This window comes from Janthinobacterium sp. SUN120 (assembly GCF_030397735.1).
Classification (GTDB): Bacteria; Pseudomonadota; Gammaproteobacteria; order Burkholderiales; family Burkholderiaceae_D; genus Janthinobacterium; species Janthinobacterium kumbetense.
In genome coordinates this window covers 197447-216408 of sequence record NZ_JAPUBW010000001.1, presented here as the reverse complement: position 1 = coordinate 216408, position 18962 = coordinate 197447, and the positions used below count along the sequence as shown (strand labels likewise).

The 18962-nt window shown below is 64.2% G+C and carries 17 protein-coding genes; 4 read left to right on the top strand and 13 right to left on the bottom strand.

The features are described 5' to 3' along the window. Positions 1-22 precede the first annotated feature (22 nt). The 5 genes from O0879_RS00960 to O0879_RS00940 form a co-directional block, all read right to left on the bottom strand. Positions 23-226 (bottom strand): hypothetical protein, encoded by a 204-nt coding sequence (locus O0879_RS00960; protein ID WP_289904549.1) that lies wholly within the window; start codon positions 224-226, stop codon positions 23-25. Positions 227-366: 140 nt separating this feature from the next. Then, positions 367-810, bottom strand: coding sequence for a hypothetical protein (locus tag O0879_RS00955; protein WP_070289666.1), 444 nt, complete (start codon positions 808-810; stop codon positions 367-369). A 75-nt stretch (positions 811-885) separates the two neighbouring features. Then, complete coding sequence (locus O0879_RS00950) at positions 886-2091, bottom strand: phage tail tube protein (RefSeq protein ID WP_099667434.1); 1206 nt, start codon at positions 2089-2091, stop codon at positions 886-888. A 340-nt stretch (positions 2092-2431) separates the two neighbouring features. Further along, positions 2432-2974 (bottom strand): hypothetical protein, encoded by a 543-nt coding sequence (locus O0879_RS00945; protein ID WP_289897415.1) that lies wholly within the window; start codon positions 2972-2974, stop codon positions 2432-2434. Positions 2975-2998: 24 nt separating this feature from the next. Then, positions 2999-3409: a hypothetical protein gene (locus O0879_RS00940; protein WP_289897414.1), complete on the bottom strand. Its 411-nt coding sequence runs from the start codon at positions 3407-3409 to the stop codon at positions 2999-3001. Between the two features lie 149 nt (positions 3410-3558). On the opposite strand from O0879_RS00940, the gene O0879_RS00935 reads away from it, so the two are divergent. Next, positions 3559-4272 (top strand): S24 family peptidase, encoded by a 714-nt coding sequence (locus tag O0879_RS00935; protein ID WP_289910559.1) that lies wholly within the window; start codon positions 3559-3561, stop codon positions 4270-4272. Between the two features lie 44 nt (positions 4273-4316). On the opposite strand, the gene O0879_RS00930 is transcribed toward O0879_RS00935, so the two are convergent. The 7 genes from O0879_RS00930 to O0879_RS00900 form a co-directional block, all read right to left on the bottom strand. After that, the gene (locus O0879_RS00930) at positions 4317-6203 is read right to left on the bottom strand and encodes a propionate--CoA ligase (protein WP_289914251.1); all 1887 of its coding nucleotides are present in this window, start codon (positions 6201-6203) and stop codon (positions 4317-4319) included. A gap of 148 nt (positions 6204-6351) precedes the next feature. Further along, a complete protein-coding gene (prpF, locus tag O0879_RS00925; RefSeq protein ID WP_289914250.1) occupies positions 6352-7557 on the bottom strand; it encodes a 2-methylaconitate cis-trans isomerase PrpF in 1206 nt (401 codons plus the stop codon). A 59-nt stretch (positions 7558-7616) separates the two neighbouring features. Next, positions 7617-10211, bottom strand: a complete 2595-nt coding sequence (gene acnD, locus O0879_RS00920) for a Fe/S-dependent 2-methylisocitrate dehydratase AcnD (RefSeq protein WP_289916124.1) — start codon at positions 10209-10211, stop codon at positions 7617-7619. 11 nt (positions 10212-10222) lie between these two features. Then, complete coding sequence (prpC, locus tag O0879_RS00915) at positions 10223-11377, bottom strand: 2-methylcitrate synthase (RefSeq protein WP_289914249.1); 1155 nt, start codon at positions 11375-11377, stop codon at positions 10223-10225. Between the two features lie 81 nt (positions 11378-11458). Continuing rightward, on the bottom strand, positions 11459-12346 hold the full coding sequence (gene prpB / locus O0879_RS00910; RefSeq protein WP_034783951.1) for a methylisocitrate lyase: 888 nt from the start codon (positions 12344-12346) through the stop codon (positions 11459-11461). Positions 12347-12711: 365 nt separating this feature from the next. Next, the gene (locus O0879_RS00905) at positions 12712-12960 is read right to left on the bottom strand and encodes a hypothetical protein (RefSeq protein WP_034783948.1); all 249 of its coding nucleotides are present in this window, start codon (positions 12958-12960) and stop codon (positions 12712-12714) included. Between the two features lie 122 nt (positions 12961-13082). Then, positions 13083-13319 (bottom strand): hypothetical protein, encoded by a 237-nt coding sequence (locus O0879_RS00900; RefSeq protein ID WP_289914248.1) that lies wholly within the window; start codon positions 13317-13319, stop codon positions 13083-13085. Positions 13320-13496: 177 nt separating this feature from the next. On the opposite strand from O0879_RS00900, the gene O0879_RS00895 reads away from it, so the two are divergent. From O0879_RS00895 to O0879_RS00885, 3 genes are all read left to right on the top strand, one after another. Next, positions 13497-14354, top strand: coding sequence for an MBL fold metallo-hydrolase (locus tag O0879_RS00895; RefSeq protein ID WP_289914247.1), 858 nt, complete (start codon positions 13497-13499; stop codon positions 14352-14354). Between the two features lie 139 nt (positions 14355-14493). Next, complete coding sequence (locus O0879_RS00890) at positions 14494-16320, top strand: virulence factor (protein ID WP_289914246.1); 1827 nt, start codon at positions 14494-14496, stop codon at positions 16318-16320. 161 nt (positions 16321-16481) lie between these two features. Continuing rightward, a complete protein-coding gene (locus O0879_RS00885; RefSeq protein ID WP_289914245.1) occupies positions 16482-17927 on the top strand; it encodes an MFS transporter in 1446 nt (481 codons plus the stop codon). A gap of 110 nt (positions 17928-18037) precedes the next feature. Here O0879_RS00885 and O0879_RS00880 read toward each other — a convergent pair whose 3' ends face one another. Next, entirely contained in the window at positions 18038-18943 is a 906-nt protein-coding gene (locus O0879_RS00880; protein WP_289914244.1) for a LysR family transcriptional regulator, read from the bottom strand. Positions 18944-18962: the final 19 nt, after the last annotated feature.

Below are 18962 nucleotides of genomic sequence, written 5' to 3'. Positions count from 1 at the left end.
CGGCCGGGTTGAAAAATGCGGGTCAGCCCGCCGCATGCTGGTGCGATAGGAACAGCGCGTCGAGCTGGTCCAGCAGCTGGTGCTCGAACGGTTCGATGGCGATGCCGTGGCGCGCCTGCCAGGCGAGGATTTCCGTGCTGGCGATGGGGTTGACGGCCATGCCGTTCTGGCGCTTGCGGTTCAATTGCGCGAACCACTCCCACACGTGGGTCAGTTCGAACGGCATGGGTGGCACCGCCTCCTCGGGCGGCGCGCGGTACAGCGGATGGCGCCGGGCCGCGTCGATATGCTCGCCCTTGGCATGCCCATCGGCCGCCCTCGCGCCGCGCTCGAACTGGTGCCCGGCGTAGCGCAGCAGGCTGGCCGTCAGAGCTTCAAAAAATTCGACTCGTTTTCCAGCGCCGTGGTGACCTTTTCCTGCCAGGTCGGGTATTTTTCAAAGGCCGCTTCCAGCAGTGCAGCATCGAGCGGCACGGGCGCACCGTTGCTGGTGAAGCCGTACCAGCCCGTAACCACGGCCAGGGCCAGGCGCTTCTGGTTGCCATCGATGGCTTGCACCAGCAGTTCCGCGCCTTCGTCGGTGGAGGCGTCGATGGCCGTCTTGCGACGCGCCGATTTTTTATAGCCTTCGGCGCGCACGGCGTTGTTGGCCAGGCGATATTGCTCGCTGTTCTTGCCGACGATGGTCAGGCCGGCCACCGCTTCGCCATCCGCGTCGAAGATGACGGGCACGTCGAAGGTGACGGGAGTGGCAGCCGCGTGGATATTGCCGATGTCGAAACCTGCCTGGATTTTTTGTGCGTTGTTCATGTGTGCTGCTTTCTTGATCAAGGTGAAAAGTAAAAAGGCCGCCATCACGACGGCCCCGGTGCAAGCGTCAGCCGCTTACAGCGCGCTGTCCTGGATGCTCAAGGTGGTCGCTTCGTGCTGCGCGTCGGCGCCCTTGTAGCGCAGGACGTCGAAGGCGCAGGTGACGATCTTGTTCTTCTCGCCGTCGTCGATCTTGGCCGAGGTGATCTTGATGCGGCCCATGGCCAGCGCCAGCACGTCGGCCGTCGGCGCCGTGCCCGACGCCATGGCGTAGGCCAGCGGGATTTCCGTCTCGGACTTGAAGTAGTCGAGGTAGGTGGCATCCTGCAGCAGCACCGTGAACTGGCCCGAACCCATTACCTTGCCGCGCGAGGCGGCCGTGGCGTACTTCGAGCCGATCACCGGGTCGACCTTGACCTGGCCATCCAGCGAGACGGACATGCCGGTGCAGATCTGCGACGGGATGCCGTTCACGGACAGCATCGCCGTGGCGCCCGAAAACTTGCCGGTGCCCGGCGCGGCCAGCGGCGTGGGGAAGTACGGCACGGCCGTGGTTGGGCCTTCCGCCTTGCCCATCAGGGTGAAGTCCAGGCTGGTGATGCCGTTCGGCTGCACGGCGATATCCATCTTGCTCACCAGCTGGTCGACGAAGCTGCGGTGCACGCCGATCTTCGGATCCTGCACTTCGGCCGTGAACCAGTCGGTGGTGTGGCCCGTCAACGGGGTAAAACTGCGCTTGCCGACCGCCGCCACGCCGACCGAGTCGCCGGCCGCCTTGACGATCATCGCCGAGCCGTCCATGAACTGGCCATTCAGGTTGGTGGCCGTCACCGACGTGACGAAGAAATTCTTCGCGTTGTTGGCAGCGGCGGGCGCCGTCATGCCGGTGATGCGCACCACGCTGCCGGCACGGAAACCTTCCGCCAGCCAGGAGCCGGCGCTGCGTGTCAGGCCGGTGGCGGCGGCGGCGATGGTGGTTTGCGCGGCAGCCACGCCACCGGCCGTGAAGTCGCGGCGCAGCAGCGCAGCCATCAGCGGCGCATACGTGCCGCACGCCGCTTCGGCCTTGATGGCGCCCGTGGTGCGGAAGTTGCCCAGGCGGGTATCGCCCTGCTGCTGGCTGGCGTCGATTTCGGCGCTTGCGTATTTGTCCGCTTCCGTGTCGAAAGTGGCCGTGACGCGGGGGTAAATCTGGCCGCCGCCGGCGGCGGCCTTGCTGCCTTCGGCGCTTTGTTTGCTGATAACGATCAAGCTGTCGATGCCGTTTGCTGTCGATGCCATAAGTAATACCTTTCGTGGGATGAAAAAAAGACCGCATCTGCGGTCTTGAGGGGGGGGGGGGAACTGCCGATAACCAGGAAAATAAAAAGCCCGCACGCGGTGAGGCGGCGGGCTGGCGTCCGGACGGCGCGGGGCCATGCCGGACGAAAAATGGGCGTAAGGACCGTGAAGGCCGTTCGCTGCGCTGATTTCCCCTATCGGTGTCGCGCCGAAAGCGCGTCTATTACGAGTGGAGAAGCATGTGGTGTACTGCGGGTGTTAGCTGTGTTGCCGTTGCTGCGTGATCGAGACTCTATTGTAGGGGCGTTTTTTTCAGCGCCAGGCATATTGCAAAAACTTTTTAGTGACCGAGGCGGCGCATGGCGCGGGCACCGTGCGACTGGAAGATGGCTTCCAGTTCGCTGACCATATCCTTGATGCGTTCGAGCTCGAAGCCGCCGGAGCAGCTGATGGCCGCTTCGCCGGCACCGCGGCAAGCCTGGCAGACGAGCGGCGCGCCGGCCTGCATGGCAGCGACGACGCCCGTGCCGTGGCAGACCTTGCATTTGCTGTCGAGCCAATGCGCGAGCGACGCTTCGGCCACGCGGCGATACAAGGTGTTGGCCGCCTGCGCATCCCAGGCCGTCTGCGCCTTGACCCAGCGCCGCGCGCGGCCCTTCTGCGTCACGGCCGCCGTCCAGGCGCGCAGCAATTGGGCCAGGTTGCCCGCATTGCCTTCGAACAGGCGGCTGACGGTGCCGTCCGCGTATTTGACGCGGCACAGCAAGGCGCCCATGTCGCCGGCCAGCGCGGCGGCCGCGATCACGTCCAGGTCGTGGTGGACGGCATCGTCGCGCAGGTTCTGCGACGACAGCGATGCGATGAATTTTTCTGCAAACCCCATGATTTCTCCTCGTTGATTCTTGTTTCAGTTACCCGCCGGGCCAAACAGGGCCGCCACCAGCGGATCGCGGCGCGCCGCGCCGCGCGCCCAGCTGGCCGTGCGGCGCACTTGCGGCGGCAATTCGGCCCAGCCATCGACGTCGTCGTCCTGTTCCCCCAGCGCGTACAGGGCGGGCCGCTGGCGCCCCGGCTCCGTGCAATGGCGCTGCGCCAGGTGGATCTGTCCCAGGCCGCACATGTGGCGCAGATAGCGGCTCATGGTGCCCGCATCGAGTCCCAGCAAGGCGGACAATTGCGCCGCGCTGGCCTGGCCCTGCTCGCGGATGTACTGCGCGATGCGGGCGATATGCAGCTGCGACTTCTTGCTGCGTCCCTGTAACTGGCGCCCCTGCCGTGGCGCCGCCCTGCTTTCAACCAACTGACTGCTGTTCAACATCTGCCTGACCTCCCGTGGTGCTGCCCGCCGGCAAACGCTGTAGTGCGTTTGCGACAGGCAACGAGTGGACTTTATCAATCGCTAATGTTAAAGTCAAGCATTTGGTAATTTATCAAACGGTAAATTTCAGGTTTAATGTGGAGATGAATATGTATCAATACAGACGCGACCGCCTGCTGGCCCTGATCCGCGAGCACTACGACAACACGCGCAAGAAGATTTCCGACGTCAGCGGCTGGAGCGAGGCGCGCATCTCGCAAATCCTCTCGCCCACCTATCGCGAGGGACGCGCCTTCAGCGAAAAGATCGCGCGCAAGCTGGAAGCGGACCTGCAACTGGACAGCATGTATTTCGACCAGGGCGCGGCACCCGACCAGGCGGCGCTGACGGCACGCGCGCTGGCCGGCGTGCAGCCCGTGGTCGTGGAAGATGGAGAAGATGAACGCTTTTACCCGATCCGCAAGGTGAAACTGCGCCTGTCGGCCGGCATCACGGGCTTTGCCATCGAACCGGAAACGCACGACGGCAGCACCATCAGCGTGCCGCGCAGCTGGGTCGAGCGCAATGGCTACCACCCGGAAAAACTGGTGGCGATCAAGGTCAAGGGCGAGAGCATGGAACCGGCCCTGTACGAGGACGACGTGGTGATCATCAATACGGCCGATAACCGGCCGGCCGATGGCATCGTATTTGCCATCAATTATGAAGGCGAACCGGTGGTCAAGCGCATGGCGCGCGATATCGGCGAATGGTGGCTGACGTCGGACAACCCGGACCAGCGCAAATACCACCGCAAGCTGTGCCGCGGCAATGAATGCCTGATCGTCGGCAGGGTCGTGCGCAAGGAAAGCGACCGGATTTGAAAGCGAAGTTTATCAAACGATAAACTTCGCTCGCGGCATGGCGCTTACGCCAGCGCCGCCTGGATCTGCTGCAGCGATGCCGGATCGTCCATCGACGTCAGGTCGCCCGGGCTGCGGCCTTCGCAGATGGCCTGGATCGAGCGGCGCAGCAGCTTGCCCGAGCGCGTCTTCGGCAACTGCTGCACGAACAGCACGCGCGCCGGCCGCGCCACGGCGCCCAGCTGGCGGTCGACGACGGCCATCACTTCGCGCTCCAGCACCGCTTTCGCCTCGACGCTGTCGAAACCCCGCGGGTCCTTCAGGATCACGAAAGCCATCGCCACCTGGCCTTTGAGCTTGTCTTCCACGCCCACCACCGCCACTTCCGACACGTTCGGATGGCTGGTGATGCTTTCCTCGATTTCGCGCGTGCCCAGGCGGTGGCCGGCCACGTTGATCACGTCATCGGTGCGGCCCAGGATAAAGTAATAGCCATCCGCGTCGCGCACGCCCCAGTCGAAGGTGGAATACACTTGCCGTTCGCTGAAGGTGGACCAGTAGGTGTCGACGAAGCGCGCGTCGTCGCCGTACACCGTCTGCATGCAGCCGGGCGGCAGCGGGCCTTCCAGTACCAGCACGCCCTTCTCGTTGGCGCCGCACTCCTCGCCCGTCGCCTCGTTGAGCAGCTTGACCTGGTAACCGTACATGGCCAGGCCGGGGCTGCCCAGGCGCGTCGGCGTGTTGGCAACACCCTTGGCCACCGAGAGGATCGGCCAGCCCGTCTCCGTCTGCCAGTAGTTGTCGATGATGTCCACTTTCAGTTCATCGGCGATCCATTGCGACGTGGTTTCATCGAGCGGTTCGCCCGCCAGGTACAGCGCCTTCAATGACGACAGGTCGTATTTGCGCATCAGTTCCACCGGGTGCTTGCGCAGCACGCGGATGGCCGTCGGCGCCGAGAACATGCGCGTGACCTTGTATTTTTCGACGATGCTCCACCAGATGCCCGCATCGGGACAGATGGGCAATCCCTCGTACAGGATGGTGGCCATGCCGGCGATCAGCGGGCCATACACGATGTAGGAATGGCCCACCACCCAGCCGATATCCGAGGTGGCAAAGAAGGTTTCGCCGGGCTTGCCGCAAAATGTGTACTGCATCGACGACGCCAGCGCCACCGCATAGCCGCCCACGTCGCGCTGCACGCCCTTCGGCTTGCCCGTCGTGCCCGAGGTGTACAGCACATACGACGGTTCGTTCGACTCGAGCCAGGTGACGGGCACCTGCGCATCCAGGTGCTGCTCGCGCAGGGCAGCGTAATCGACGTCCCGGCCCGGCGTCAGTTCCATCGGCACCAGCTGGCGGTCGACCAGCAACACCCGCTGCGGCTTGTGCGCGGCCATGCGGATGGCTTCGTCGAGCAGCGGCTTGTAGGCAATCGCCTTGCCATTGCGCGAACCGGCATCGGCGGAAAACACCAGTTTTGGCTGCGCATCGTCGATGCGGCTGGCCAGGCTGTTGGCGGCAAAGCCGCCGAACACCACGGAATGCACGGCGCCGATGCGCGCACAGGCAAGCATGGCAAACGCCGCCTCGGCGATCATCGGCATGTAGATCAGGATGCGATCACCCTTGACCACGCCCAGCGACAGCAACATGGCGGCGCAGCGCTCCACTTCGCGCTGCAGTTCGCGAAAGCTGTAGCTGCGTTCCGTATTCGTTTCGGTGGAAATGGCGATCAGGGCGGGTGCATCGCCCTGGCTATCGACCCAGCGGTCGACGGCGTTGTGGCACAAATTGGTGGTGCCGCCGACGAACCATTTGGCGAACGGCGGGCGGGAATAATCGAGCACTTGCGAAAACGGGGTATGCCAGGCTATCTTGTCCGCTTCCTCGCGCCAGAAAGCGTCAGGCGTGTCGATCGAGCGTTGATAAAATGCTGCGAAATTCATGTCTCCTCCGGTAGGCTTGCAATCTGTTGTAGTTGCTGCTCGTTCCTGTTCTGGTGATCTTGATCTGTTCGCGCAAGCGCCCTCCGCTCCGTGCCGCCACTTGCAGGGCAGGTATCGGCCGGACCTGTTGCGGTCCGGCCTGGGCGGGTTATGCGCTAAAGGCGTCGCCGGGAATGCGCACGGCCCCTTCCATCAGCACGCGCGCGCTGCGGCTCATGATGGCCTTGGTGACGCTCCACACGCCATCGGCCAGCGCCGCTTCCGCGCCCACCATCAGGGTGCCGGACGGGTGGCCGAAGCGCACCGAGTTGCGGAAACCGCCACCGGCCGCCAGGTTGACCAGGGTGCCGGGAATGGCTGCCGCCGTGCCGATGGCGACAGCGGCCGTGCCCATCATGGCGTGATGTAATTTACCCATCGACATGGCGCGCACCAGCAAGTCGATCTCGCCCGCTGCCACCTGCTTGCCGCTGGACGAGACATAGCCGGCAGGCCTGGCGACAAAGGCCACCTTCGGCGTGTGCTGGCGTTTCGCCGCTTCATCGAGATGCGCGATGAGTCCCATGCGCAAGGCGCCATGCGCGCGGATGGTTTCGAAGCGGGCCAGCGCCACCGGATCGCCATTGATGGCGTCCTGCAGTTCCGTGCCCGTGTAGCCGATGGCGTCCGCATCGACAAAAATCGTCGGGATGCCGGCGTTGATCATCGTGACCTTTAAAACACCGATGCCGGGTACGTCCAGGTCGTCGACAAGGTTACCGGTAGGAAACATAGCCGAGCTGGCCCCATCGCCGCCCTCCTCGTCTGCCGCCGGATCGAGAAATTCCAGTTTCACTTCGGCGGCCGGGAAAGTCACGCCATCGAGTTCGAAGCCGCCCGTTTCCTGCACTTCGCCATGCGTCATGGGCACGTGGGCGATGATGGTCTTGCCGATATTGGCTTGCCAGATGCGCACCGTGGCGATGCCGTTTTGCGGCACGCGGGCGGCGTCCACCAGGCCGCTGGCGATGGCGAACGAGCCGACGGCGGCCGACAGGTTGCCGCAATTGCCGCTCCAGTCGACGAAAGGCTTGTCGATGGAGACCTGGCCGAACAGGTAGTCGACGTCGTGGTCAAGCTTGGCGCTTTTTGCCAGGATCACCGTCTTGCTGGTGCTCGAGGTAGCGCCGCCCATGCCGTCGATCTGCTTGCCGTAGGGGTCGGGGCTGCCGATCACGCGCAGCAGCAGCGCATCGCGCGCGGCGCCCGGCACTTGCGCGCTGGCCGGCAAATCCTGCAGGCGGAAAAACACGCCCTTGCTGGTGCCGCCGCGCATGTAGGTGGCGGGGATTTTGATTTGGGGTACGTGGGTCATAGGGTTTCCTGAAAAGCCGGGCAGCGCGCCTGCGCGCCACCCGGTGAATGACGAACTGCTTACGCTGCCTTGGACGACTCGAGGAAATCCTGCGCGAAGCGCTGAAGAACGCCGCCCGCCTCGTAGATCGACACCTCTTCCGCCGTATCGAGGCGGCAGGTGACGGGCACTTCAACCGTTTCGCCGTTCTTGCGGTGGATCAGCAAGGTCAAGGTGGAGCGCGGCGTGCGCTCGCCGACGACGTCATAGGTTTCGCTGCCGTCCAGGCCCAGGGTCTTGCGGTTCACGCCAGCCAAAAATTCCAGCGGCAAGACGCCCATGCCCACCAGGTTGGTACGGTGGATGCGTTCGAAACCTTCGGCCACGATGGCTTCCACACCGGCCAGGCGCACGCCCTTGGCGGCCCAGTCGCGCGAGGAACCCTGGCCATAGTCGGCGCCGGCGATGATGATCAATGGCTGCTTGCGCTCCATGTACACCTCGATGGCTTCCCACATGCGCGAGATTTTGCCTTCCGGCTCGATGCGCGTGAGCGAACCGGCTTTCACTTTGCCGTCCTCGATGACCATCTCGTTCTTCAGGGTCGGGTTGGCAAACGTGGCGCGCTGCGCCGTCAGATGGTCGCCCCGGTGCGTGGCATAGGAATTGAAGTCTTCCTCGGGCAAGCCCATTTTCGCCAGGTATTCACCGGCCGCGCTATCGAGCATGATGGCGTTCGACGGCGACAGGTGGTCGGTGGTGATGTTGTCGCCCAGGACGGCCAGCGGACGCATGCCTTTCAAGGGGCGCGCGCCAGCCAGCGCGCCTTCCCAGTACGGCGGACGGCGGATGTATGTCGTCTGCGGACGCCAGTCGTACAGGGGGCTGACCTTGATGCCGTCGTCCGCCTGCGCGGCAAACATCGGAATGTACACCTTGCGGAACTGCTCCGGCTTGACGCTGGAAGCGACGATGGCGTCGATTTCCTCGTCCGACGGCCAGATATCCTTGAGCAGAATCGGCTTGCCATCCGCATCATGGCCCAGCACATCCTTCTCGATGTCGAAGCGGATGGTGCCGGCGATCGCGTATGCCACCACCAGCGGCGGCGAGGCAAGGAACGCCTGTTTCGCGTACGGATGGATGCGGCCGTCGAAGTTGCGGTTGCCCGACAAGACGGCCGTCGCGTACAGGTCGCGCGACACCACTTCATCCTGGATCACGGGGTCGAGCGCGCCCGACATGCCGTTGCACGAGGTACAGGCGAATGCCACCACACCGAAGCCCAATGTTTCAAGCTCCGGCATCAGGCCCGCTTCCTGCAGATACAGTTCCACGGTTTTCGAGCCGGGCGCCAGCGACGATTTCACCCATGGCTTGCGGGTCAAACCGAGGCGGTTCGCATTGCGCGCGATCAAACCGGCGGCGATCATGTTGCGCGGGTTGTTCGTGTTGGTGCAACTGGTGATGGCCGCGATGATGACGGCGCCGTCCGGCATCTTGCCCGGTTCGTTTTCCACTACGCCGGAAATCCCGCGCGCGGCCAGTTCCGACGTCGGCACGCGGTTGTGCGGGTTCGACGGGCCGGCGATATTGCGCACGACGGACGACAGGTCGAAGCTCAAGACGCGCTCGTACTGCGCGTCCACCAGGCTGTCGGTCCACAGGCCCGTCTCTTTGGCGTACAGCTCCACCAGTTTCACCAGTTCGTCGTCGCGGCCCGTCAATTTCAGGTACTTGATGGTTTGCGCGTCGATGTAGAACATGGCGGCCGTGGCGCCGAACTCCGGCGCCATGTTGGAAATCGTGGCACGGTCGCCCAAGGTCAGGTGCGACGCGCCTTCGCCAAAGAATTCCAGGTAGGACGAAACGACCTTCTGCTTGCGCAGAAACTCCGTCAGCGCCAGCACCGTGTCGGTGGCCGTGATGCCCGGCTGCGGTTTGCCCGTCAGCTTGACGCCGATGATATCCGGCAGGCGCATCCACGAGGCGCGGCCCAGCATCACGCTTTCCGCTTCCAGGCCGCCCACGCCGATGGCGATCACGCCCAGCGCATCGACCATCGGCGTGTGCGAATCCGTGCCCACCAGCGTATCGGGATAGGCTACACCATTTTGCACCTGGATCACGGGCGACATGCGCTCAAGATTGATCTGGTGCAAGATGCCGTTGCCCGGCGGAATCACATCGACGTTTTTAAAGGCCTTCTTGGTCCAGTCGATGAAGTCGAAACGGTCTTCGTTGCGACGGTCTTCGATGGCGCGGTTCTTGGCGAAGGCGTCGGGGTCGAAACCGCCGCATTCGACGGCCAGCGAGTGGTCGACCACCAGCTGCGTCGGCACGACGGGGTTGACGAGGGCCGGATCGCCGCCCTGGGCCGCGATGGCGTCGCGCAAGCCGGCCAGGTCGACCAGGGCCGTCTGGCCCAGGATGTCATGGCAGACGACGCGCGCGGGGAACCATGGGAAGTCCAGGTCGCGGCGGCGTTCGATGAATTGGCTCAGCGAAGCGTTCAGGGTCGCCGGGTCGCAGCGGCGCACGAGGTTTTCCGCCAGCACGCGCGAGGTGTAGGGCAAGGTGGCGTAGGCGCCTGGCTGGATCGCATCGACGGCGGCACGCGTGTCGAAGTAGTCTAGTTGGGTGCCCGGCAAGGATTTGCGGTGCAAGGTGTTCATGTTGGTGCTCATTATTTACGGTCCTTGATCGGCACGAATTCCAGGTCTTCCGGACCCACGTAGTTGGCGCTCGGGCGGATGATCTTGTTGTCGATGCGCTGCTCGATGATGTGGGCGGCCCAGCCCGACGTGCGCGAGATGACGAACAGCGGCGTAAACATCGCCGTCGGCACGCCCATCATGTGGTACGACACGGCCGAGAACCAGTCCAGGTTCGGGAACATGTTCTTGATTTCCCACATGACCGATTCCAGGCGCTCGGCGATGTCGAACATTTTCGTGGAACCGGCTTCCTGCGACAGCGAACGGGCCACTTCCTTGATGACTTTATTACGCGGATCGGAAATCGTGTAGACGGGGTGGCCGAAGCCGATCACCACTTCCTTGTTGGCCACGCGTTCGCGGATGTCCGCTTCCGCTTCATCGGCGTTGTCGTAGCGTTTCTGGATATCCAGCGCCACTTCGTTCGCGCCGCCGTGTTTCGGGCCGCGCAGCGCGCCGATGGCGCCCGTGATGGCGGAATGGATGTCCGAACCCGTGCCGGCGATGACCCGGCTGGTGAAGGTCGATGCATTGAATTCGTGTTCCGCGTACAGGATCAGCGACGTGTGCATGGCTTTTTCCCACGACGCCGACGGTTTTTCGCCATGCAACAGGTGCAGGAAGTGGCCGCCGATCGAGTCGTCGTCCGTTTCCACTTCGATGCGCTTGCCGTTATGGCTGTAGTGGTACCAGTACAGCAGCATGGAGCCGAACGACGCCATCAGGCGGTCGGCGATGTCGCGCGCGCCCGGCGCGTTATGGTCGTCCTTCTCCGGCAGGGTACAGCCCAGCACGGACACGCCCGTGCGCATCACGTCCATCGGGTGGGCGGCGGCCGGCAGCGCTTCCAGCGCCAGTTTCACTGCCGACGGCAAGCCGCGCAGGGATTTCAACTTGGCCTTGTAGCCTTTCAGTTCAGCGGCTGTCGGCAGCTTGCCGTGCACCAGCAGGTAGGCGATTTCCTCGAACTCGCAGCTGTCGGCCACGTCCAGGATGTCATAGCCGCGGTAGTGCAAATCGTTGCCGGTCTTGCCGACCGAGCACAGCGCCGTGTTGCCGGCGGTGACGCCGGACAAGGCGACGGATTTTTTAGGCTTGAAAGTGGCGGCTTGCGGTGCGTTCATTGATTTCTCCAAAAATTGACTAGTCTCGGTTGCATCACTGCGGGGCCTGCATGCGGCCCCTGCTTCTTTACTTTTCTTTACTTATTTCTTTTGCGCGGCGAACAGTGCATCGAGCTTTTGCTCGAAATCGTGGTAATTGATCGATTCATACAGCTCCATGCGCGTCTGCATGGTGTCGACGACGTTCTTTTGCGTGCCGTCGCGGCGCAGCGCCTGATAGACGTTTTCCGCCGCCTTGTTCATGGCGCGGAAGGCCGACAGCGGATATAGCGCCAGGCCCACGTGGGCGCTGCGCAGTTCGTCCAGGGTGAACAGCGGCGTGGAACCGAATTCCGTGATGTTGGCCAGGATCGGCACGTTGACGGCCTTGGCGAACGTAGCGTACATGTCCAGGTCCGTGATGGCTTCCGGGAAGATCATGTCGGCACCCGCTTCGACGCAGGCGACGGCGCGTTCCAGCGCCGCTTCCAGGCCATCGACGGCCAGCGCATCGGTGCGCGCCATGATGACGAAGTTCGGGTCCGTGCGCGCATCGACGGCCGCCTTGATGCGGTCGACCATTTCTTCCTTGCTCACGATTTCCTTGCCCGGACGGTGACCGCAGCGCTTGGCGCCCACCTGGTCTTCGATGTGCAGGCCGGCCGCGCCGAACTTGATCATCGATTTCACCGTGCGCGCCACGTTGAAGGCGGACGAACCGAAGCCCGTGTCGGCGTCGACCAGCAGCGGCAGGTCGCACACGTCGGTGATGCGGCGGATATCGGTCAGCACGTCGTCCAGGCTGGAAATACCCAGGTCGGGCAAGCCCAGCGAGCCGGCCGCGACGCCGCCGCCGGACAGATAGATGGCTTTATAGCCGGCGCGCTTGGCCAGCAAGGCGTGGTTGGCGTTGATGGCGCCGACGACTTGCAACGGGGATTCTTCCTGAACGGCCTTGCGGAATGCGGCACCTGCGGAGTATTGAGTCATGTGTTCACCTTATGGGTTTCGGATGGTCCCGAATGTTTCACGGAGTGGCTATGAACATCAGTATTGCAAATGCCGTGCCAGGCCGGCGCGGCGCGGCGAACAACACGTGACGGCAGAGTGAAAACAGGCGACAAGGTGCCAGCCAGCGCTGCTGCGGGACTGTCACGCCAGGGAACAACGATGTCACGTTTGTCCTGTGCGATGTTTCATTATCGTTTCATAATTTCATTTTGAAACACAATATTGAAACATGCAACAGCGCTGGCTGAAAAGATGGGGGCAGGCACACGCGCCGCCGGTCGCGCGCAAAAAAAACAGCCGGCGGATGCCGGCTGCGGGAACACGATGACTGAAAGAGTAGAGAACTAGGCCAGCCGTACCAGCGGGTTGGCGATGATGTTGTCGATCTGGCGCACGGCTTCTTCGCAGGCGGCGGCAATGGCGCCCTCCTCGTCGTCGCGCACGAATTGCATGGTCGAGCCTTCGAATACTTCCAGGCCTTCGGCCGTGGCGCGCTCGATGTCGCAACTGGCCGACCATTTGCCGTCGGTGGTGGGCACGGCCAAGGGAACGATTTCCCAGCCTTTATAGTGAATTTTAGAACTGCTATCCATGGGTGCCTCCTTCGTGACTGACTCAATAGTGGAAATCGTAGCATGAAGCGCGGCTGGCAGCGACGTGTTTCACGCGCCAGCCGTGGTCAGGCTCACTTTCAGGCTAAACGATTTACGCTGGCTCAAGGCCGCAGCAGATTATCGACTTCCGTCCTGGCCACTTGCAGGCCCGCCGTGCAAGCCGTCTCGGGGGCCGCGTAGCCGCCCAGGGTGCGGCTGCGCGTGATCGCCTGCGCTTCCGGTTCGCCTTCGCGCTGCAGGCGGTAGGTGAAATCCCATAAATCGTCGTTATCCTTTTGCGGGGTCACGGAAATCCTAAAACCGCGGTACTGTTCGCTGCATGCAGTGATATCGTTCATGAATTCCTCCTTGGAAGAATGAGGTTACCATGCTGCTAGCGCCAGGGTGCGCACGACTGTGCCTGGCGCATGCGCGCCCGCTTATCTGTTTTTCGCATGTTAAATTCCAATTTTCAACATTTTTTGAGCGAACTCTGGCGATATAATGCCATTCCCTGTCCGCCCTTTGCCGCCGTGATGACCCCACAAATCCAAGCTTTCTTCGACCCCGCCACCGCCACCGTCACCTATGTTGTGTACGAGGCCGATGGGCGGGACTGCGCCATCATCGATTCCGTGCTCGACTACGATCCCAAGGCGGGCCGCACGTCCACCGCCTCGGCCGACAAGGTCATCGCCTTCGTGCGCGAACACGGCTTGCAATGCCGCTGGCTGCTGGAAACCCACGCGCACGCCGATCATCTTTCCGCCGCGCCCTACCTGCAGCAGCAGCTGGGCGGCGACGTGGCCATCGGCGCCGCCATCCAGACGGTGCAGCAGGCATTCGCGGCCGTCTACCACCAGGATGACGCCAGGGCCGACGGCTCGCAGTTCGACCAGCTGTTCGCGCCCGACCAGGTATTCCATATCGGCGAGCTGGAAGTACGCGCCCTGCACGTGCCCGGCCACACGCCGGCCGACCTGGCATACCAGATCGGCGACGCCGTGTTTGTCGGCGACACCCTGTTCATGCCGGACGTGGGCTCGGCCCGCTGCGACTTTCCCGGCGGCTCCGCCGCGCTGCTGTACCGTTCCGCGCAGCGTTTGCTGTCGCTGCCGCCGCAGACGCGGCTGTTCATGTGCCACGACTACCCGCCCAACGGCCGCGCGCCGCGCTGGGAAGTGACGGTGGCCGAACAGCGCGCCGGCAACATCCACTTGCGCGACGGCATCACGGAAGAACAATTCGTGGCCATGCGCACCAGCCGCGACGCCACCCTGGACATGCCGACATTGATCCTGCCCGCCATCCAGGTCAACATCAACGCGGGCAAGCTGCCCGAGCCGGAAGACAATGGCGTGCGCTACCTCAAAATACCGCTGAACGCGATCTGATTTCCCCGGCATTCCCCGCCCGCCGCGCTTCCTTTCTTGACACCACGCAATTCCCACCTCAGGCAATCCGCATACAGTGCAGATTGCCTGAGTTCGCTTGGGCGCCGCTTTTCATCTTTAACGTTGACGGAGCGCCCGCATGTCGCCCGACCCTACGCTAGCTGGCAATTGCATCCTGCTCGCCGAAGCCGAAGGCACAACCTTGTTCAGCCATGCGCTGCTCCAGGCCGTCACGCGCCTGCCCCGTCCCAGCATCGTCATCTTCGTGCATGGCGTCAATTCCGACGGCGAATGGTATGAGCAGGCCGAACAAGGGCTGTGCGCCGGTCTGAAGGCGCGCCTGAAGCGACGCGACGAGGATCTGGCGATCCCGGGCCCGGCGGCCGGACAGATGCAGGCCGCCACCTACGCGCGCGAATTGACGGATGACGGTTTCCTCAATCCCAAGCGCAACGCCACCACCTTCCTGCATCCACCAACTTTGCGCCGAGGACTGACGGTGCATAAGTTCATTGCCACGCCGCGCCAGCGACTGACCTGGGCCTTCGCCACGTTTCTCTGCGTCATTTTCCTGGCATGTTGGTCCATCTGGTCGGGCTATGCCGATCACCAGCATGTCCATTCACCTGGAGACTTCATGAAACAGTTCCTCGCGCTGCCCACGCTCGCCGCCTTCTCCATGTTTGCGCTATTGACGGCCTGCGCCATGAAGCCGGCGCAGAAAGAAGACGGTCTCCCAACAACCACTGTCCAAGCTCCCTTCCGGGCACAGGTCGTGGGCCTGCAGTGGCTCAACCCTCTGCAACGACGCGACTATCCCACCGAGTGGCAACTGCTCTGGACGCTTGGCCTGGCCAAACCCAACAAGAATGACGATATGGTCAGGACGGATCCCAGGGGTTTCAGTACCTTGCAGGCAGTCGCCCCCATTGCCCACGATATCAATGGAAGGGAAACGTTCAAGGGCTATCACCATAAATATCTACTCGAACTGATGACCAATTTTCACGATATCTATTTTTCCAGCCCCACCTACTTCTACCACGTCTACCCCAAGGATCAAAAACAGAACTGGCGCGAACTGGCAGGCATCCGCGTGGAATATGCCCTGCCTGACGGAAAATTCGATCCGGCAGAAGTACACCAATTCACGCAACAAACCATCACCGACACCTTCAGCATCGGCAACACCCACTTCCCCACCCTCTGGACCCGCGCCACCCCGCCCGACGTGCGCATCACCCTGGGCGGCAACAACGCGGGTTTTACCTCCCTGAAAGCCGCGCTGGCCTACCTGGAAACGCATCCGAAGGAAACCGTGTGGGTCATGAACTGGGATGCGCCGAGCCGGCCGAAGACCATGCAGATCAATGAAAACCTGGTGCTGCTGGTGCTGGCCGGCCCCGATTACAAGACGGAGCGCGCGGCGCTGGCGTGGATAGGCTATCCGGCCACGCGCAAGGTGGCCGATTTTGAAGCGGGCAAGGACAAGCCGCCGCGCGCCGTGCAGGCGTGGCAGGCGGTATTTGCCGAGGCGGCGCGCCATGGCGGCAAGACGGAAGAAGACATCGGCTACGTCATCCACGACGCCAGCAAGAACCTGCCCTCTTCATCCGACCGTCTGGGTCAGCTGGCGCAAGCGCTGACCCTGGAAGTACCGGGGTTCGACTTCCTGCCGCAGACCTTCAATACGCCGGCCCTGCTGGGCGAAATGGGCGCCGGTACGGCACTGACCAATGTCGCCCTGGGTATCGCCCATGCGAACCACGTCGGCAAGCCCGTGCTGGTGGCGGGCACCAGCGATCCTGACGGCGTCACGGGCGTGCTGGTCTTGCCGCCAGCGACGGTGCGGCCCATCGCCCACGACAAGCCGTGGTTCCGCGCGCGCGGCGAAAACAATGCGTATTTGCCGTGGTGGGGCATCCGGCATGACACGGCGGACAGTTTGCAGGGTTACTCGAAATAAGGTCCGAAGTACTGGCCGCCGGCGCGCAGCGACCTTCCCGGCGGCCCGGCCGCGCCGCATACATGGCGTCAAACGCAACAACATAATGCAAATGATGCGCCTTCCGCCATGCCATATCCCTCGATACCATGTAATGACCCCATTCGAGGATCAGCCACGCCATGCATGCACCGTCAAAACCCGCTCCACCCAGCCAGCAGGCGTCCCAGGCCGGCAACGCCACGATGCCCGTGCGCGGCGCGCTGGCCAGCCTGTCCCTGGCGATGCTGCTGCCCGCGCTGGGCACCAGCATCGCCAACGTCGGCCTGCCCGACATGGCCAGGGCCCTGCAGGCACCGTTCCAGGATGTGCAATGGATCGTGCTCGCCTATCTGCTGGCCATCACCGCCCTGATCGTCAGCGTGGGCCGCCTCGGCGACATGGTCGGCCGGCGCCGCCTGTTGCTGGCCGGCATCGCGCTGTTTGCCCTAGCTTCCATCCTGTGCGCGCTGGCGCCCACCTTGTGGCTGCTGGTTGCCGCGCGCGCCGTGCAAGGCCTGGGCGCGTCCGTCATGATGGCGCTGACCATGGCCCTGGTCGGCAGCACCGTCCCCAAGGCCAGGACGGGCAGCGCCATGGGCCTGCTCGGCACCATGTCCGCCGTCGGCACCACGCTGGGCCCCGCGCTGGGCGGCCTGCTGATCGCGCGCTTCGGCTGGCAAGCCATTTTCCTCGTCAACGTGCCGCTGGCCGGCCTGGCGCTGCTGCTGGCCTGGCGCTACCTGCCGGCGGACCAGCGCGACGCGCACGCCAGACGGCCCGTCTTCGACCACCGCGGCACTGCGCTGCTGGCGCTGACCCTGGGTGCCTATGCGCTGGCCATGACCCTGGGCCGCGGCCATTTCGGCGTGCGCAACGCGGCGCTGCTGCTGGCCGCCTGCGTCGGCGCCATCCTGTTCGTCCGGGTCGAGCTGAAGGCGCCGGCGCCGCTAATACGCCTGGCCATGCTGCGCGCGCCCATGCTCGGCGCCGGCCTGGCGACCAGCATGCTGGTGGCGACGGTGATGATGTCCACCCTGGTAGTCGGCCCCTTCTACCTGGCGCGCGGCCTGGGCCTGGGCACGGCCGTCGCCGGCATGGTGCTGGCGGCGGGGCCGCTGGTGGCGGCGTTCTGCGGCGTGCCGTCCGGCTGGCTGGTGGACCGCTACGGCGCGCAGCGCATGGGCGGCGCGGGCCTGTGCGGCGCGGCCGCCGCCTGCCTGGCGCTGGCCCTGCTGCCCGCCAGCCTGGGCATTCCCGGCTACGTCGCGCCGATCATGCTGCTCACGGCCAGCTATGCGCTGTTCCAGGCAGCCAACAATACGGCCGTCATGGGCGATATCGTTGCCGAGCAGCGCGGCGTCATTTCCGGCATGCTCAATCTGTCGCGCAATCTGGGACTCGTCACGGGCGCCTCCGTGATGGGCGCCGTCTTCGCTGCCGGCGCCGGCGATATCGCCAGCGCCCGGCCAGCCGCCATGATCGGCGGCATGCACGCCACCTTTGGCGTGGCCAGCGCGCTGATACTCGCCGCGCTGGTCATTTTCGTGCTTGGCCGCACCCTGAGCAAAACTGGAGACCCCGCATGATACGCACCCGTGCAATCCCATCCCTGCCTGTCCCTCTGTTGCTGCTGGCCCTGGCCTGCGGCGCCACCCTGTCCGGCTGCTGCTGGCCCTGAGCTGGCGCGCCGGCGGCGTCAGCCGGCGTTGATCCGGGCCGCGCAAGCGTCGACCACGCAGCCGCGCAGCCAGCGGTGGGCGGGGTCGGCATCCATGCGCGGATGCCACATCAGCGACACGGTCAGGTCGGGCATGCGCAGCGGCAGTGCAAAGCTGAACATGCCGGCGCGCAGATTGCCCGTATGCCGTTCCGGCACGGTGGCGATCAGGTCGGAGCCGGCGGCCAGCGCCAGCGCCGCCGTGAAGCCGCCGACGATGCTGGCGATCGTGCGCTGCAATCCCAGCGCGGCCAGCGCGTCGTCCATCGGCCCCGTCTCCTGGTCGCGCCGCGCCACCAGCACATGCCGGCCGGCCGCATAGCGCTCGGCGCTGATGTCGCCCTGCGCCAGCGGATGGCCGCTGCGCACCACGCCCACGAAACGGTCGCCGAACAGCCTGCGCGTGCGCACTTCCGGGCTGGTGAGGCTGCCGATCACGCCCGTTTCCAGGTCGATGCTGCCCTCGCGCAGCTGCACGCTTTCGCGGTCGGGCTTTTGCACGAAGCGCAAACGCACGCCTGGCGCTTGCGCGCCGATATGCGCGAGCAGCGCCGGGCCGAAATTTTCCACGAAACCGTCGCTCGAACGCAGCGTAAACGTTTGCGCCAGCTGGCGCGGATCCAGCTGCTGCGCCGGTCCCAGCACAGCCAGCACTTCGCCCAGCAGGGGAGCGACTCTTGCGCGCAGCTCCAGCGCACGCGGCGTGGGCACCAGTTCACGGCCGGCGCGCACCAGCAGCGGATCGCCCGTCGTCTCGCGCAGGCGCGCCAGGGCGCGGCTCATGGCCGATGGACTCAAACGCAAGCGCCGCGCCGCGCGCGTGACGCTGCCTTCGGCCAGCAGGACATCGAGGGTGATCAGCAGGTTCAGATCGGGTAGCGACATGGTGTTTACCTTGGCATGC

Bases quoted from the DNA above. Each gene is read 5' to 3' on its own strand.
- O0879_RS00955 (WP_070289666.1), bottom strand. From the start codon at position 810: ATGAACAACGCACAAAAAATCCAGGCAGGTTTCGACATCGGCAATATC.
- O0879_RS00880 (WP_289914244.1), bottom strand. From the start codon at position 18,943: ATGTCGCTACCCGATCTGAACCTGCTGATCACCCTCGATGTCCTGCTG.
- O0879_RS00940 (WP_289897414.1), bottom strand. From the start codon at position 3,409: ATGTTGAACAGCAGTCAGTTGGTTGAAAGCAGGGCGGCGCCACGGCAG.
- O0879_RS00900 (WP_289914248.1), bottom strand. From the start codon at position 13,319: ATGAACGATATCACTGCATGCAGCGAACAGTACCGCGGTTTTAGGATT.
- prpF (WP_289914250.1), bottom strand. From the start codon at position 7,557: ATGACCCACGTACCCCAAATCAAAATCCCCGCCACCTACATGCGCGGC.
- O0879_RS00950 (WP_099667434.1), bottom strand. From the start codon at position 2,091: ATGGCATCGACAGCAAACGGCATCGACAGCTTGATCGTTATCAGCAAA.
- O0879_RS00935 (WP_289910559.1), top strand. From the start codon at position 3,559: ATGTATCAATACAGACGCGACCGCCTGCTGGCCCTGATCCGCGAGCAC.
- O0879_RS00905 (WP_034783948.1), bottom strand. From the start codon at position 12,960: ATGGATAGCAGTTCTAAAATTCACTATAAAGGCTGGGAAATCGTTCCC.
- prpB (WP_034783951.1), bottom strand. From the start codon at position 12,346: ATGACTCAATACTCCGCAGGTGCCGCATTCCGCAAGGCCGTTCAGGAA.
- acnD (WP_289916124.1), bottom strand. From the start codon at position 10,211: ATGAACACCTTGCACCGCAAATCCTTGCCGGGCACCCAACTAGACTAC.
- O0879_RS00945 (WP_289897415.1), bottom strand. From the start codon at position 2,974: ATGGGGTTTGCAGAAAAATTCATCGCATCGCTGTCGTCGCAGAACCTG.
- O0879_RS00960 (WP_289904549.1), bottom strand. From the start codon at position 226: ATGCCGTTCGAACTGACCCACGTGTGGGAGTGGTTCGCGCAATTGAAC.
- O0879_RS00885 (WP_289914245.1), top strand. From the start codon at position 16,482: ATGCATGCACCGTCAAAACCCGCTCCACCCAGCCAGCAGGCGTCCCAG.
- O0879_RS00930 (WP_289914251.1), bottom strand. From the start codon at position 6,203: ATGAATTTCGCAGCATTTTATCAACGCTCGATCGACACGCCTGACGCT.
- O0879_RS00895 (WP_289914247.1), top strand. From the start codon at position 13,497: ATGACCCCACAAATCCAAGCTTTCTTCGACCCCGCCACCGCCACCGTC.
- prpC (WP_289914249.1), bottom strand. From the start codon at position 11,377: ATGAACGCACCGCAAGCCGCCACTTTCAAGCCTAAAAAATCCGTCGCC.
- O0879_RS00890 (WP_289914246.1), top strand. From the start codon at position 14,494: ATGTCGCCCGACCCTACGCTAGCTGGCAATTGCATCCTGCTCGCCGAA.